The following is a 12,011-nucleotide window of genomic DNA, read 5'->3' on the forward strand; positions in this document are numbered from 1 at the left end:
AGTTGCCGGCGATGAGCGTGCGCCGGTCACCGCCCTGGAAGGCCCCCGCTTCGGGGCCGAGCCCTTGCGCGCCATCACTGCCCCGATCCGTCGGCCAGGACCGCGAGGCCCGGGAGCTCCCGGCCCTCGAGGTACTCCAGCGACGCGCCGCCGCCGGTGCTGATGTGCCCGTAGCTCTCCTCGTCCAGCCCCAGCTGCCGGACCGCGGCGGCGGAGTCACCGCCACCGACGACCGAGAGTCCGGCCACGGCAGCGACGGCCTGGGCGACGCCCCGGGTCCCGGCCTGGAAGGGGCGAGCTCGAAGACGCCCATCGGGCCGTTCCAGAAGACGGTGCGGGCATCGCCCAGCGTCGAGCCGAACAGCTCGACGGTGCGCGGGCCGACGTCCAGGCCCATCTGGTCGTCCGGGATCGCGTCGACCGGGACGACGGTGGTCTCGACATCGGCGCTGAACTCGGGAGCGCACACCACGTCGACCGGCAGCACGATGCGGTCGCCCGCGTCGGCAAGGAGCCGCCGGCAGGTGTCCACCTGGTCGGCCTCGAGGAGGGACGTCCCTACACCGTGGCCCTGGGCGGCCAGGAACGTGAAGCACATGCCGCCGCCGACCAGCAGCCGGTCGACCTTTGGCAGCAGGGCCTCGATGACGGCGAGCTTGTCGCTGACCTTGGAACCGCCGAGGACGACCACGTAGGGCCGCTCCGGGTCCGTCGTCAGGCGGGTGAGGACCTCGAGCTCGCGGGCGACCAGGCGGCCGGCCACGTGCGGCAGCCGCTGCGCGACGTCGAACACCGAGGCGTGCTTGCGGTGCACCGCCCCGAAGGCGTCGTCGACGTAGACGTCCGCGAGGGCGGCCAGCCGGTCGGCGAGCTCGCCCCGCTCGGCGTCGTCCTTCGACGTCTCGGCGGCCTCGAAGCGGACGTTCTCCAGCAGCAGCACGTCGCCGTCGGCGAGCGCCGCCGCCTTGGCGCGCGCGTCGTCGCCGGCGACGTCGGCGGCCAGCGGCACGGAGGCATCCAGCAGCTCACCGAGCCGCGCCGCGACCGGCGCGAGGGAGAACTGCGGATCGGGCGCGCCCTTGGGCCGGCCGAGGTGCGCGGCGACCGCGACCCGGGCGCCGGCCTCGCGGAGCGCCTGCAACGTCGGCAGGCTCGCACGGATCCGGCCGTCGTCGGTGATCGCGCCGGTCTGCTTGTCCAGCGGGACGTTCAGGTCGGCGCGCAGGAGCACGCGCCGACCCGAGACGCCCTCGGCGATGAGGTCGTCGACGCTCCGCATCAGAGCTTCGAGCCCACCAGGGTCGTGAGGTCGACGAGCCGGTTGGAGTAGCCCCACTCGTTGTCGTACCAGCCGAGCACCTTGGCCATGTTGCCGAAGACCTTCGTCAGCTTCGCGTCGTAGATGCAGGACGACGGGTCGGTGACGATGTCGGAGGAGACGATCGGGGCGTCGGTGTAGGTCAGGTACTTCCCGAGCGGCCCGGCGGCGGCCTCGCGGTAGGCGGCGTCGATCTCCTCGGCCGACGCCTCGCGGGTCAGCTGGACGGTGAGATCGGTGGCCGAGCCGGTGGGCACGGGGACGCGGATCGCGTAGCCGTCGAGCTTGCCCTTGAGCTCGGGCAGGACCAGGCCGATCGCCTTCGCGGCACCGGTCGAGGTCGGAACCATGTTGAGGGCGGCGGCGCGGGCGCGGCGCAGGTCCTTGTGCGGGCCGTCCTGCAGGTTCTGGTCGGCGGTGTAGGCGTGGATCGTGGTCATCAGGCCGCGCTCGATGCCGAACGCGTCGTTGAGGACCTTGGCCAGTGGCGCCAGGCAGTTCGTGGTGCAGGACGCGTTGCTGATGATCGTCTGCGAGCCGTCGTAGAGGTCGTCGTTGACGCCCATGACGATGGTGATGTCGTCGTCGCTGGCGGGGGCGGAGATGATGACCTTCTTGGCACCGCCGGCGTCGACGTGCTTGCGGGCGTCGGCGGCCTTGGTGAAGAAGCCGGTGGACTCGACGACGACGTCGACACCGAGGTCGGCCCAGGGCAGGTTCGCGGGGTCGCGCTCGGAGAGCACCGTCATCTTGGTGCCGCCGATGGTGATGCCGTCGCCGTCGGCGGCGACGTCCTGCTTGAGGACGCCCAGGATGCTGTCGTACTTGAGCAGGTGGGCCAGGGCCTCGTTGCTGGTCAGGTCGTTGACCGCCACGATCTCGATGTCCTGGCCGCTGGCCTCGGCGGCCCGCCAGAAGTTGCGGCCGATCCGGCCGAATCCGTTGATGCCTACCCGGACCGTCACAACAGCCTCCACGTCGTCAGGGCCGCGCGTCGGGGGTGCGGCCTCGCTCACCGGAAACCCTATCGGTCCGCGCCCGACGAGGCTCCCGCCGCCCAGTCGACCGAGGAGCCCCCATGATGATCAGGTTCCCTGATCAACATGGGGGCTCCCTCATGGTCGACCGCGAGGGAGGTCCCCGAACCGTGAGGTAGGACGTCGGACGGGCGGCCCGCACCCGGGACGGAACAGGCCCGTCACCCCCGGAGGGCGACGGGCCTGTCCGCACGCGAGGTGCTGGAGCGGCCACGCTTCAAGGGCCCGCGCCGAGCGTGCGAGGCGTGGGGAAAGCGTGGCCCTTCGCTGCTACTGGGCGAGCATGTCGTCGGTGACGACGGATTCGGTGTCCGGGATGCCGAGGTCCTTGGCGCGCTTGTCGGCCATCGCGAGCAGACGCCGTATGCGCCCGGCAACAGCGTCCTTGGTCATCGGCGGATCGGCGCGCTGCCCGAGCTCCTCCAGCGAGGCCTGGCCGAACTCCAGCCGCAGGCGCCCGGCGACGAGCAGGTGCTCCGGGGCGTCGTTGGCGAGGATCTCCAGGGCGCGCTCCACGCGGGCGCTGGCTGCCACCGCGGCGCGGGCGGAACGACGCAGGTTGGCGTCGTCGAAGTTCGCCAGCCGGTTGGCCGTGGCCCGGACCTCGCGGCGCATCCGCCGCTCCTCCCAGGCCAGGACGGCGTCGTGGGCGCCCATACGGGTCAGCAGCGCGCTGATCGCGTCGCCGTCCCGGATGACGACCCGGTCGGCGCCGCGGACCTCGCGGGCCTTCGCCGGGATGCCCAGGCGGCGGGCGGCGCCGACGAGCGCCATGGCGGCCTCGGGACCGGGGCAGGTGACCTCCAGCGAGGAGGACCGGCCGGGCTCGGTGAGCGAGCCGTGCGCCAGGAACGCTCCGCGCCAGGCGGCCTCGGCGTCGTTGATGCCACCCGAGACGACCGAGGGCGGCAGTCCGCGGACCGGCCGGCCGCGCTGGTCGACCAGCCCGGTCTGGCGGGCCAGCCCTTCCCCGTGCTTGGCGATCCGCACGAGGTAGCGCACGCCGCGGCGGATGTTGCCGCCGGCCAGCACGCTCACCCCGCTCGTGTAGCCGTAGACCTCGCTGATGTCGCGGCGCAGGCGTCTGGCCACCGAGCCCGTGTCGAGCTCGGCCTCGATGACCACTCGCCCGCCCACGATGTGCAGGCCCCCGAGAAGCGCAGCAACGCGGTGACCTCCGCTTTGCGCTCCGAGGTCTTCGTGCACTCGACCCGTGAGAGCTCGTCCTTGACCATTGCGGTCATCGCCATGTTCGGCGTCCCCTTCCCCTTGTACCGACCGCCCAGGATCGAAAGCTGTCGCCGTCAGTTCCGATACCCGATCGGACACCCGTACTCCCTCACCGTGCGCCGACCACGGAGGCCAGCGCAGCGGACAGTCGCGCGGGATCGTGCCGTGGTGCGCCGTCGAGCTCGGCGACCGGAGCCAGAACCAGCTCGGCGCCGCACTCGCGCACCGCAGACAGGAGACCACGACGGTCAACCACCGAGTCAGCATCCGCGATCACCGTGTGCAACGCCACCCCGCCCAGATGTGCTCGCAGCACGGTCAGGTGCTCCTCCGGTGAAAAGCCGTCGGTCTCGCCCGGCTGGGGCACCAGGTTCAGCACCACCACGACGCGGGCCTGGGCGGCAGCCAGCGCCGCACGCAGCTTCGGGACGAGGAGGTGCGGCAGCACGGAGGTGTACCAGGAACCCGGGCCGAGCGAGACGACGTCCGCCGCCGCGATCGCCTCGAGCACGGCAGGGTGCACCGGCGGGTCCGGCGGGGAGACGAGGATCTCGCGAACGCGTCCCGGGGTGGCAGCGATGGCGACCTGTCCCCGGATGGTGCGGCTGCGCTCCGGGTCGTCGGGGTCGGTGGTCTCCACCCGGGCCACGAGGTCGAGCGGCACGTCGGCCATCGGCAGCACCCGACCGGCGCAGCCGAGCAGCTCGCCGAGCTCGTCGAGGGCCCGGGTGACGTCCCCGCGGTGCATCTCGGCCAGTCCGGTGAGCATGAGGTTGCCCACCGGATGCCCCGCCAGGACGCCGGTGCCGCCCAGCCGGTGCTGCAGGAGCGCGGCCAGCTCCACCGTCCGTGGGCTGTCGCCGGCCAGGGCCGCCAGGGCCATCCGCAGGTCGCCGGGCGGCAGCACGGGCATCTCGCGCCGGATCCGGCCGGAGGAGCCGCCGTCGTCGGCGACGGTGACCACGGCGGTCAGCTCGGTGGTGATCCGCCGCCACGCCGCCAGGGCCGCGGCCAGCCCGTGACCGCCGCCGAAGGCGACGACACGGGGCTCCCCGCCCGTCACTCGCGGCCCAGGTCGCGGTGCCGGGCCGCGGCGGTCAGCCCCTCCCCGGCGAGCCGGCGGGCGAACTCCTCCGCGATCGCCACGCTGCGGTGCTTGCCGCCGGTGCAGCCCACGGCGAGGGTGAGATAGCGCTTCCCTCGCGGCGGTACCCGGGGATCAGCAGCCGCAGCACGTCGGTGTAGCGGTCCAGGAACTCCCCGCGTCGTCCTGACCCAGCACGTAGGCGCTGACCTCGGCGTCCTGGCCGGTCTTCGGGCGCAGCTCGGGGATCCAGTGCGGGTTCGGCAGGAACCGGGCATCGATGACGAGGTCGGCGTCGAGCGGCAGGCCGTACTTGAAGCCGAAGCTCATGACCGTCGCCGTCAGCGGCTGCGTGCGCCCCTCGCGGGCGAAGGCGTTCTCCAGGGTCGCGCGCAGCTGGTGGACGTTGAGGTCGCTGGTGTCCACCCACAGGTCCGCGTCGCCGGCGATCCCGGTGAGCAGCGTGCGCTCGGCGGAGATCCCGTCGATCAGCGTCCCGTTGCCCTGCAGCGGGTGCTCGCGCCGGACGGACTCGTAGCGGCGCACCAGGACCTCGTCCCGGGCGTGCACGTAGATCACCCGGGGCCGGTTGCCCGCATCGGCCAGCACCCGGATCGACTCCTGGAGGTCGCTCGAGAAGGCACGGCTGCGGACATCCACGACGGCCGCGAAGCGGCGGATGTCGCCGCGCGCACCCAGCTCGACCATCGGCTGGAGCAGCGCCGGCGGGAGGTTGTCGACCACGAACCAGCCGAGGTCCTCCAGGACCCGGCCGGCGCTGAGCTTCCCCGCGCCGGAGAGCCCGGTGACGACGACGACCTCCAGGGGCTGCACCTCCGTCGTCGCCTGGTCGAGGCCGGGTGCGACGTCGCTCTGCGGCCCGGCGGGTTCACCGGCGCCGGCGACGTGGGTCTGCGGTGCGCCGTCAGGCGTCACGAGGCAACCCGACCGACCTCGGCGGTGTGGCCGGAGCCGTCGCGGGCGGCGCCCCGCTCGGCGGGCCCCTGGGGCGCGGTCGTGGTCTCCGCGAGGTCGTCCGTCCCGACCTGGGCCGGGTCCTCGCCCGCCGGGAGCGCGATGGCCGCCTGCACCGCCTCGGCCGTGCGCCGTCCGATGCCGGGCACCGCCGTCAGCTCCTCGACGGTGGCGGCCCGCAGCCGCTTGAGCGAACCGAACTGCTTCATCAGCGCCTTCCGCCGCGACTCCCCAGGCCGGGGACGTCGTCCAACATCGACACCAGCATGCTGGTGGACCGCTTCTGCCGGTGGTACGTGATCGCGAACCTATGCGCCTCGTCCCGGACCCGCTGGAGGAGGTAGAGCGCCTCGGAGGTGCGGGGCAGGATCACCGGATCGCTGTCCCCGGGCAGCCACACCTCCTCCATGCGCTTGGCCAGCCCGCAGACGGCGACGTCCACGATGCCGAGTTCCGTCAGTGACCTGCTGGCCGCCGCCACCTGGGGTGCGCCGCCGTCGACCACCAGGAGGTTCGGCGGGTAGGCGAACCGCCGCGGCCTGCCCTCCTCCGCCGCGATCCCCTGCTCGTCGCGGCGGTCGGCCTCTTCCTTGAGGTGGCGGGCGAACCGGCGGCGGACCACCTCGGCCATGGCGGCGGTGTCGTCGGTTCCCTGGGCCACGGAGAACCGCCGGTAGTCGGACTTCTTGGCCAGCCCGTCCTCGAAGACCACCATGCTGGCCACCACGTTGGTGCCCTGGACGTGCGAGATGTCGATGCACTCGATGCGCAACGGCGCGTCGGGCAGCTCGAGCGCCTCCTGCAGCTCCGCGAGCGCCAGGGAGCGGGCGGTGAGGTCGCTGGCCCGTTTCACCCGGTGCCGGGCGAACGCCTCCTTGGCGTTGCGCTCCACGGTCTCCAGCAGGCTCCGCTTGTCGCCTCGTTGGGGCACCCGGAGGGACACCCGGCCGCCCCGCAGTTCCTCCAGCAGCTCGACGTACACGTCGGCGTCGTCCGGCAGCTCCGGGACGAGCACCTCGCGCGGCACCGCCTCCCCGGCCTCCCCACACCGGTCTGCTCGTCGACGCCGCCGTAGACCTGGAGCAGGAACTGCTCGACCAGCTCGCCGGTGGTGACCGCCTCGACCTTGTCCACGATCCAGCCGCGCTGACCGCGCACCCGCCCACCCCGGACGTGGAAGACCTGGACCGCGGCCTCCAGCTCGTCCTGGGCGAAGGCGACGACGTCGGCGTCCGTGCCGTCACCGAGGACGACGGCCTGCTTCTCCAGCGCCCGCCGCAGCGCGCCGAGGTCGTCGCGCAGCCGCGCCGCCTTCTCGAACTCCAGCGCCTCCGACGCCGCCGTCATCTCCCGCTCGAGCCGCTTCATCATCGACTCGGTCTTGCCGGCCATGAAGTCGCAGAAGTCGTCGACGATGTCGCGGTGCTCGTCGGCGCTGACCCGGCCCACGCAGGGCGCCGAGCACTTGCCGATGTAGCCGAGCAGGCAAGGGCGACCGATCTGGCCGGCCCGCTTGAACACCCCGTTGGAGCAGGTCCGGGCCGGGAAGACGCGGGTGAGCGTGTCGAGCGTCTCGCGGATGGCCCACGCGTGCGCGTAGGGGCCGAAGTAGCGGACGCCCTTGCGCTTGGGGCCCCGCATGACCTGCAGCCGCGGGTACTCCTCGTTCAGGGTCACGGCCAGCGAGGGGTAGCTCTTGTCGTCCCGGTACCGGACGTTGAAGCGGGGTCGAACTCCTTGATCCAGTTGTACTCGAGCTGGAGGGCCTCGACCTCGGTGCCGACGACGGTCCAGTCCACGCTCGCCGCGGTGGTGACCATCTGGCGGGTGCGCGGGTGCAGGCCCGCGACGTCGGCGAAGTAGCTGTTCAGCCGCTGCCGGAGGCTCTTGGCCTTGCCGACGTAGATGACCCGGCCGCTGGGGTCGCGGAACCGGTACACACCCGGGGACTCGGGGATGCTGCCGACCGCCGGGCGGTACGTGGACGGATCGGCCATGCCCCCACATTAGGTCGCGGCACCGACAGGCCGTCGGGCACCGGACGCGTCCGCCTCAGCGCCGGCGACGGGGCGTGCGATCCGTCGCGGGTCAGGGCACCGCGGTGGGCAGCGGACGTGGGCGGTGCAGCGCCCGCGCGGCCGAGGACGCGGCGGCCGAGCCGGCGCGCTGCCCGAGCCGGACCCCTCGCGCCACCAGGGCCACCGCGCAGAGCACCCCGACGACCAGCAGCGGGACGGCGATCAGCCCGGGCACCGCATCGGTGAGGGCGACGAGGACGGCGACGCCGACGGCGGCGAGCAGGACCACTCCGGAGCGCAGGCGCGGACCGCCACCGGACACCGGTCCGAAGGGCGCTCCGGTGACCGACATGTCGGGGTCGCAGCCGGGCGTGAGCGCGGTCATGAGCTGCCTCCTCACGGCCACCGGTCGGCGACCCAGGGTGATGTCGGTCACACGACCATAGGCGTCCGACCGGTCGCAGCTCAAGAGCTCGCCCGTACGGGCCATCGCACCGCCGCCCACGGTGGCTGCGGACAGCAGGGCCGAACCCCTACGGTGGCCGGGTGCGCGGCGGGGCGGGCAGGACGACCGGTGAAGACCGGTTCACCCGGGGCAACCCCGGGGATCGCACTGTTCCCGAGCATCTCGTCAACCGCCAGGCCGTGCGCTCCGCGCACCTGATGGCGCCTCGATCAGGGGCTGGCTGCCCGCTCCGCCGCGCACGTTCCCGGTGACCGCACCGACCGAGCGACGGGCCGCCGGAACGGCAGCGGGCATCGCCACCGCGCTGCTGGCGGGACGCTGGCGCCGCAAGGAGATGGTCCGCCGCACGGCGGTCGCCCTCGGGCTGGCCCGGGCCCCTCGCTGGGTGGGCACGCTGGTCGGCGAGGTGTTGGCCGCCTACCGCGACGCGCCGGTGGACCGGCCGCGGGAGCTCGCCGGCTTCGTCCGGACGACGGAGGGTGGGCGCGCGGGTGGACCGTCGTCCCTCAGCCGCGGATCGTCCGCTGGCAGCCGACTCCCACCGCGGCCGTCCGCCGCCCGTACGGGGTCGCCGACCTCCCCGACCCGGCGGCGCTGGCCCGGCTGCTCGACCTGGACGCCGGCGAGCTGGCCTGGTTCGCCGACACCCACCGGCTCGAGCGCACGGTGCCCGAGCCGCTGCGGCACTACCGGTGGACGGCGGTCGGAGGCCGACTGCTCGCGGCGCCCAAGCCGCGGCTCAAGGAGGCGCAGCGGCGGCTGCTGCGGCACGTGATCGGACCCCTGCCGGTGCACGAGTCGGCCCACGGGTCCGTGCCGGGGCGATCGGTGCGCACGGCGGTGATCCCGCACGCCGGGGCCGCCCGGGTGCTGCAACTGGACCTGGAGTCGTTCTTCGCGAGCATCGCCGCCGAACGGGTGCACGCGCTGTTGCGGTCGGTGGGGGACTCCCCGAGCCGGTGGCGCGCACGGTGACCGGCCTGGTGACCACCGTCGTGCCGCACTCGGTGTGGCAGCGGATGCCGGTGCCGGGCGATGTGCCCGATGCTGTCGACCGGCACCACCGCCTGGGCCGGCGGCTGGCGGTGCCGCACCTGCCCCAGGGGCGCCCACCTCACCGGCCCTGGCGAACCTGGTGTGCTTCCGGCTGGACCGCCGCCTCGACGGACTGGCGGCGTCGTTCGGAGCCGCCTACACCCGCTACGTGGACGACCTGACCTTCAGCGGGAACCCGGGGATCGACCGGGGCCGGTTCGAGCGGCTGGCCGCGGAGATCGTCGCCGAGGAGGGGTTCGCGCTGAACCAGCCGAAGACGCGGTCGACGTCGTCGGCCCGGCGCCAGTCGGTGCTCGGGACCGTGGTGAACGTCCGGCCGACCCTGCCGCGTCCGGAGCGGGACGCCCTCCGCGCCCTGCTGCACAACTGCGCGACGCACGGCTGGGCCACCCAGGTGCGCGACCGCGACCCGTCGACCTTCCGCGACCATGTGCTCGGCCGGGTGGCGTGGGCGGCCTCGGTCGACCCGGCCTTCGGCACGCGCCTGCGCGCCCAGGCCGCGCGGATCGACTGGGCGGGCGACCAGGACGGCCCAGCCCCTCTCCGACAGCCTGACACCTGCGGTCGACGGGCGATCCCGCCCGCCGACCGGTCAGCTGGCCTTCTTGCGGGTCCGCTTCTTCGGGGCCGCCGCGGCCGCGACGGCGTCCGGGTCGAGGATCGTCGCCAGGTAGCGGCCGGTGTGGCTCTCGGGGACCGTGGCGAGGAACTCCGGCGGGCCCTCCGCCACGACCGTCCCGCCGCGGAAGCCACCCTCGGGGCCCATGTCGATGAGCCAGTCGGCGCTCTTGATGACGTCGAGGTTGTGCTCGATGACGATGACCGAGTTGCCCTTGTCGACCAGACCCTGCAGAACCAGCAGCAGCTTGCGGATGTCCTCGAAGTGCAGGCCGGTGGTCGGCTCGTCGAGGACGTAGATGCTGCGGCCGTTGGACCGCTTCTGCAGCTCGCTGGCCAGCTTCACCCGCTGCGCCTCACCGCCGGAGAGCGTCGTTGCCGGCTGGCCGAGCCGGACGTAGCCCAGCCCCACCTCGGTGAGCGTGCGCAGGTAGCGGGCGATCGCCGGGATGGCGGCGAAGAAGTCCGCGGCCTCCTCGATCGGCATGTCGAGGACCTCGGCGACGGTCTTGCCCTTGTAGTGCACCTCGAGGGTCTCCCGGTTGAACCGGGCGCCCTTGCACACCTCGCACGGGACGTAGACGTCCGGCAGGAAGTTCATCTCGATCTTCAGCGTGCCGTCGCCGGAGCACGCCTCGCAGCGGCCGCCCTTGACGTTGAAGGAGAAGCGGCCGGGCAGGTAGCCCCGCATCTTCGCCTCGGTGGTGCTGGCGAACAGCTTGCGGACGTGGTCCCAGACGCCGGTGTAGGTGGCCGGGTTCGACCGCGGGGTGCGGCCGATCGGCGACTGGTCGACGTGCACCACCTTGTCCAGGTGCTCCAGGCCGGTGATGGTGCGGTGCCGGCCCGGAACCATGCGGGCGCGGTTCAACTGGTTGGCCAGGGTCGTGTAGAGGATGTCGTTGACCAGGCTGGACTTGCCGGACCCGGACACCCCGGTGACGGCGACCAGGCAGCCGAGCGGGAACGTGACGTCGACGCCCTTGAGGTTGTGCTCGCGGGCGCCCTTGACGACCAGTTCGCGGCCCGGTGTGAGCTCGCGACGGACCTTCGGGATCTCGATGGCCATGCGCCCGGACAGGTAGGCGCCGGTGAGGGAGCGCTCGCTCGCCATCAGGTCCTCGAGGCTGCCGCTGACCACGATCTCGCCACCGTGCTCGCCCGCGCCGGGACCGATGTCGACGATCCAGTCGGCGACCTTGATCGTGTCCTCGTCGTGCTCGACCACGATCAGCGTGTTGCCCATGTCGCGCAGCCGCACGAGGGTCTCGATCAGCCGCGTGTTGTCCCGCTGGTGCAGCCCGATCGAGGGCTCGTCCAGCACGTAGAGGACGCCGACCAGCCCGGATCCGATCTGCGTGGCCAGCCGGATCCGCTGGGCCTCGCCGCCGGCGAGGTCGCCGCCGGCCGGTCGAGGGAGAGGTAGTCCAGGCCGACGTCGACCAGGAACGAGAGCCGGGCCTGGATCTCCCGGAGCACGCGGTCGGCGATGGCCCGCTCCCGCTCGCCCAGCTCGAGGCTGTTCAGCCACTCCGACGCCTCGCCGATGGACAGGTTGGTGACGTCGGCGATCGAACGGCTGTTGAGCTTGACGGCGAGGATCTCGGGCTTGAGGCGCGTGCCGTGGCAGACGGGGCAGGGCACGTCGCGCATGTAGCCCTCGTACTTGTCCCGCATGTACTCGCTGTCGGTGTCCTCGTGCCGGCGCTCCAGGAACGGCAGCACGCCCTCGAACGCGGCGTAGTAGCTGCGCTCGCGGCCGTAGCGGTTCTTGTAGCGGACGTGCACCTGGTCCGGGGACCCGTGCAGGACGGCCTTCTGCACCTTGGCCGGCAGGTCCTCCCACGGGGTGTCCATCGAGAAGCCGAGCATCTGCGAGAGGCCGGTGAGCAGCCGGGTGAAGTACTCGTTGCTCATCGACCCGGCCCACGGCGCCACCGCGCCCTGCCCGAGGCTCTTCTCCGGGTCGGGGATGACCAGCTCGGGGTCCACCTCCTTGCGGGTGCCGATGCCGGTGCACTCGGGGCAGGCGCCGAAGGGCGAGTTGAACGAGAAGGACCGCGGCTCGAGCGCCTCGAACGAGAGCCCGTCGTCGACGCAGGCCAGGTGCTCGGAGAAGGTGCGCTCGCGGAGCGGGTCGTTCTCGTCCAGGTCGACGAAGTCGAGCACGACGAGACCGCCCGCCAGACCGAGCGCGGTCTCCACCGAG

At 72.8% G+C, this 12,011-nt stretch carries 15 protein-coding genes and 3 pseudogenes; 3 read left to right on the top strand and 15 right to left on the bottom strand.

Annotated features, from left to right (window positions below; translation table 11 throughout):
- Positions 1 to 74: 74 nt before the first annotated feature.
- The 12 genes and pseudogenes from U6N30_RS17580 to U6N30_RS17630 all read right to left on the bottom strand — a co-directional run bounded on the left by U6N30_RS17580 (position 75) and on the right by U6N30_RS17630 (position 8,047).
- Positions 75 to 1,279, bottom strand: a pseudogene (locus tag U6N30_RS17580) (phosphoglycerate kinase).
- Entirely contained in the window at positions 1,279 to 2,283 is a 1,005-nt protein-coding gene (gap, locus tag U6N30_RS17585) for a type I glyceraldehyde-3-phosphate dehydrogenase (protein WP_324273267.1), read from the bottom strand. Before gap ends, U6N30_RS17580 begins: the two are co-directional and overlap by 1 nt.
- Before the next feature lie 342 nt (positions 2,284 to 2,625).
- The gene (gene whiA, locus U6N30_RS17590; protein WP_324273268.1) at positions 2,626 to 3,492 is read right to left on the bottom strand and encodes a DNA-binding protein WhiA; all 867 of its coding nucleotides are present in this window, start codon (positions 3,490 to 3,492) and stop codon (positions 2,626 to 2,628) included.
- A 202-nt stretch (positions 3,493 to 3,694) separates the two neighbouring features.
- Positions 3,695 to 4,648, bottom strand: coding sequence for a gluconeogenesis factor YvcK family protein (locus tag U6N30_RS17595; RefSeq protein WP_324273269.1), 954 nt, complete (start codon positions 4,646 to 4,648; stop codon positions 3,695 to 3,697).
- Positions 4,645 to 4,761: a RapZ C-terminal domain-containing protein gene (locus U6N30_RS17600; RefSeq protein WP_324273270.1), complete on the bottom strand. Its 117-nt coding sequence runs from the start codon at positions 4,759 to 4,761 to the stop codon at positions 4,645 to 4,647. The genes U6N30_RS17595 and U6N30_RS17600 overlap by 4 nt, the downstream gene beginning before the upstream one ends.
- Before the next feature lie 43 nt (positions 4,762 to 4,804).
- The gene (gene rapZ, locus U6N30_RS17605; protein WP_324273271.1) at positions 4,805 to 5,605 is read right to left on the bottom strand and encodes an RNase adapter RapZ; all 801 of its coding nucleotides are present in this window, start codon (positions 5,603 to 5,605) and stop codon (positions 4,805 to 4,807) included.
- Positions 5,602 to 5,853 (bottom strand): helix-hairpin-helix domain-containing protein, encoded by a 252-nt coding sequence (locus U6N30_RS17610; RefSeq protein ID WP_324273272.1) that lies wholly within the window; start codon positions 5,851 to 5,853, stop codon positions 5,602 to 5,604. Before U6N30_RS17610 ends, rapZ begins: the two co-directional genes overlap by 4 nt.
- Entirely contained in the window at positions 5,853 to 6,536 is a 684-nt protein-coding gene (locus tag U6N30_RS17615; RefSeq protein ID WP_324273273.1) for an excinuclease ABC subunit UvrC, read from the bottom strand. Before U6N30_RS17615 ends, U6N30_RS17610 begins: the two co-directional genes overlap by 1 nt.
- Positions 6,537 to 6,560: 24 nt before the next feature.
- Positions 6,561 to 6,671, bottom strand: a pseudogene (locus tag U6N30_RS34095) (hypothetical protein); the annotation flags it as partial.
- Between the two features lie 98 nt (positions 6,672 to 6,769).
- Positions 6,770 to 7,285: pseudogene (locus U6N30_RS34100) on the bottom strand (UvrB/UvrC motif-containing protein); the annotation flags it as partial.
- 32 nt (positions 7,286 to 7,317) lie between these two features.
- Positions 7,318 to 7,641 (bottom strand): GIY-YIG nuclease family protein, encoded by a 324-nt coding sequence (locus U6N30_RS17625; RefSeq protein WP_324273275.1) that lies wholly within the window; start codon positions 7,639 to 7,641, stop codon positions 7,318 to 7,320.
- Between the two features lie 91 nt (positions 7,642 to 7,732).
- Positions 7,733 to 8,047, bottom strand: coding sequence for a hypothetical protein (locus U6N30_RS17630; RefSeq protein ID WP_324273276.1), 315 nt, complete (start codon positions 8,045 to 8,047; stop codon positions 7,733 to 7,735).
- 328 nt (positions 8,048 to 8,375) lie between these two features.
- Between U6N30_RS17630 and U6N30_RS17635 the strand changes: the two genes are divergently transcribed.
- The 3 genes from U6N30_RS17635 to U6N30_RS17645 are packed head-to-tail and all read left to right on the top strand — an operon-like array spanning position 8,376 to position 9,345.
- On the top strand, positions 8,376 to 8,903 hold the full coding sequence (locus tag U6N30_RS17635) for a hypothetical protein (RefSeq protein WP_324273277.1): 528 nt from the start codon (positions 8,376 to 8,378) through the stop codon (positions 8,901 to 8,903).
- On the top strand, positions 8,900 to 9,103 hold the full coding sequence (locus U6N30_RS17640) for an RNA-dependent RNA polymerase family protein (protein ID WP_324273278.1): 204 nt from the start codon (positions 8,900 to 8,902) through the stop codon (positions 9,101 to 9,103). The genes U6N30_RS17635 and U6N30_RS17640 overlap by 4 nt, the downstream gene beginning before the upstream one ends.
- The gene (locus U6N30_RS17645) at positions 9,088 to 9,345 is read left to right on the top strand and encodes a hypothetical protein (RefSeq protein ID WP_324273279.1); all 258 of its coding nucleotides are present in this window, start codon (positions 9,088 to 9,090) and stop codon (positions 9,343 to 9,345) included. Before U6N30_RS17640 ends, U6N30_RS17645 begins: the two co-directional genes overlap by 16 nt.
- Here U6N30_RS17645 and U6N30_RS17650 read toward each other — a convergent pair.
- The 3 genes from U6N30_RS17650 to U6N30_RS35535 all read right to left on the bottom strand — a co-directional run bounded on the left by U6N30_RS17650 (position 9,329) and on the right by U6N30_RS35535 (position 12,007).
- On the bottom strand, positions 9,329 to 9,664 hold the full coding sequence (locus U6N30_RS17650; protein WP_324273280.1) for a hypothetical protein: 336 nt from the start codon (positions 9,662 to 9,664) through the stop codon (positions 9,329 to 9,331). The two genes, U6N30_RS17645 and U6N30_RS17650, sit on opposite strands and share 17 nt — an antisense overlap.
- Before the next feature lie 112 nt (positions 9,665 to 9,776).
- Positions 9,777 to 11,174, bottom strand: coding sequence for an excinuclease ABC subunit UvrA (gene uvrA / locus U6N30_RS35530; protein ID WP_324278353.1), 1,398 nt, complete (start codon positions 11,172 to 11,174; stop codon positions 9,777 to 9,779).
- Entirely contained in the window at positions 11,075 to 12,007 is a 933-nt protein-coding gene (locus U6N30_RS35535) for a hypothetical protein (RefSeq protein ID WP_479690618.1), read from the bottom strand. The genes uvrA and U6N30_RS35535 overlap by 100 nt, the downstream gene beginning before the upstream one ends.
- Positions 12,008 to 12,011 lie beyond the last annotated feature (4 nt).

The organism is Blastococcus brunescens (genome assembly GCF_035320885.1).
GTDB classification, from domain to species: Bacteria; Actinomycetota; Actinomycetes; order Mycobacteriales; family Geodermatophilaceae; genus Blastococcus_B; species Blastococcus_B brunescens.

Excerpts from the sequence above, each read along its gene's own strand:
- U6N30_RS17630 (WP_324273276.1), bottom strand. The coding sequence starts at position 8,047 with ATGACCGCGCTCACGCCCGGCTGCGACCCCGACATGTCGGTCACCGGA.
- U6N30_RS17625 (WP_324273275.1), bottom strand. The coding sequence starts at position 7,641 with ATGGCCGATCCGTCCACGTACCGCCCGGCGGTCGGCAGCATCCCCGAG.
- U6N30_RS17610 (WP_324273272.1), bottom strand. The coding sequence starts at position 5,853 with ATGAAGCAGTTCGGTTCGCTCAAGCGGCTGCGGGCCGCCACCGTCGAG.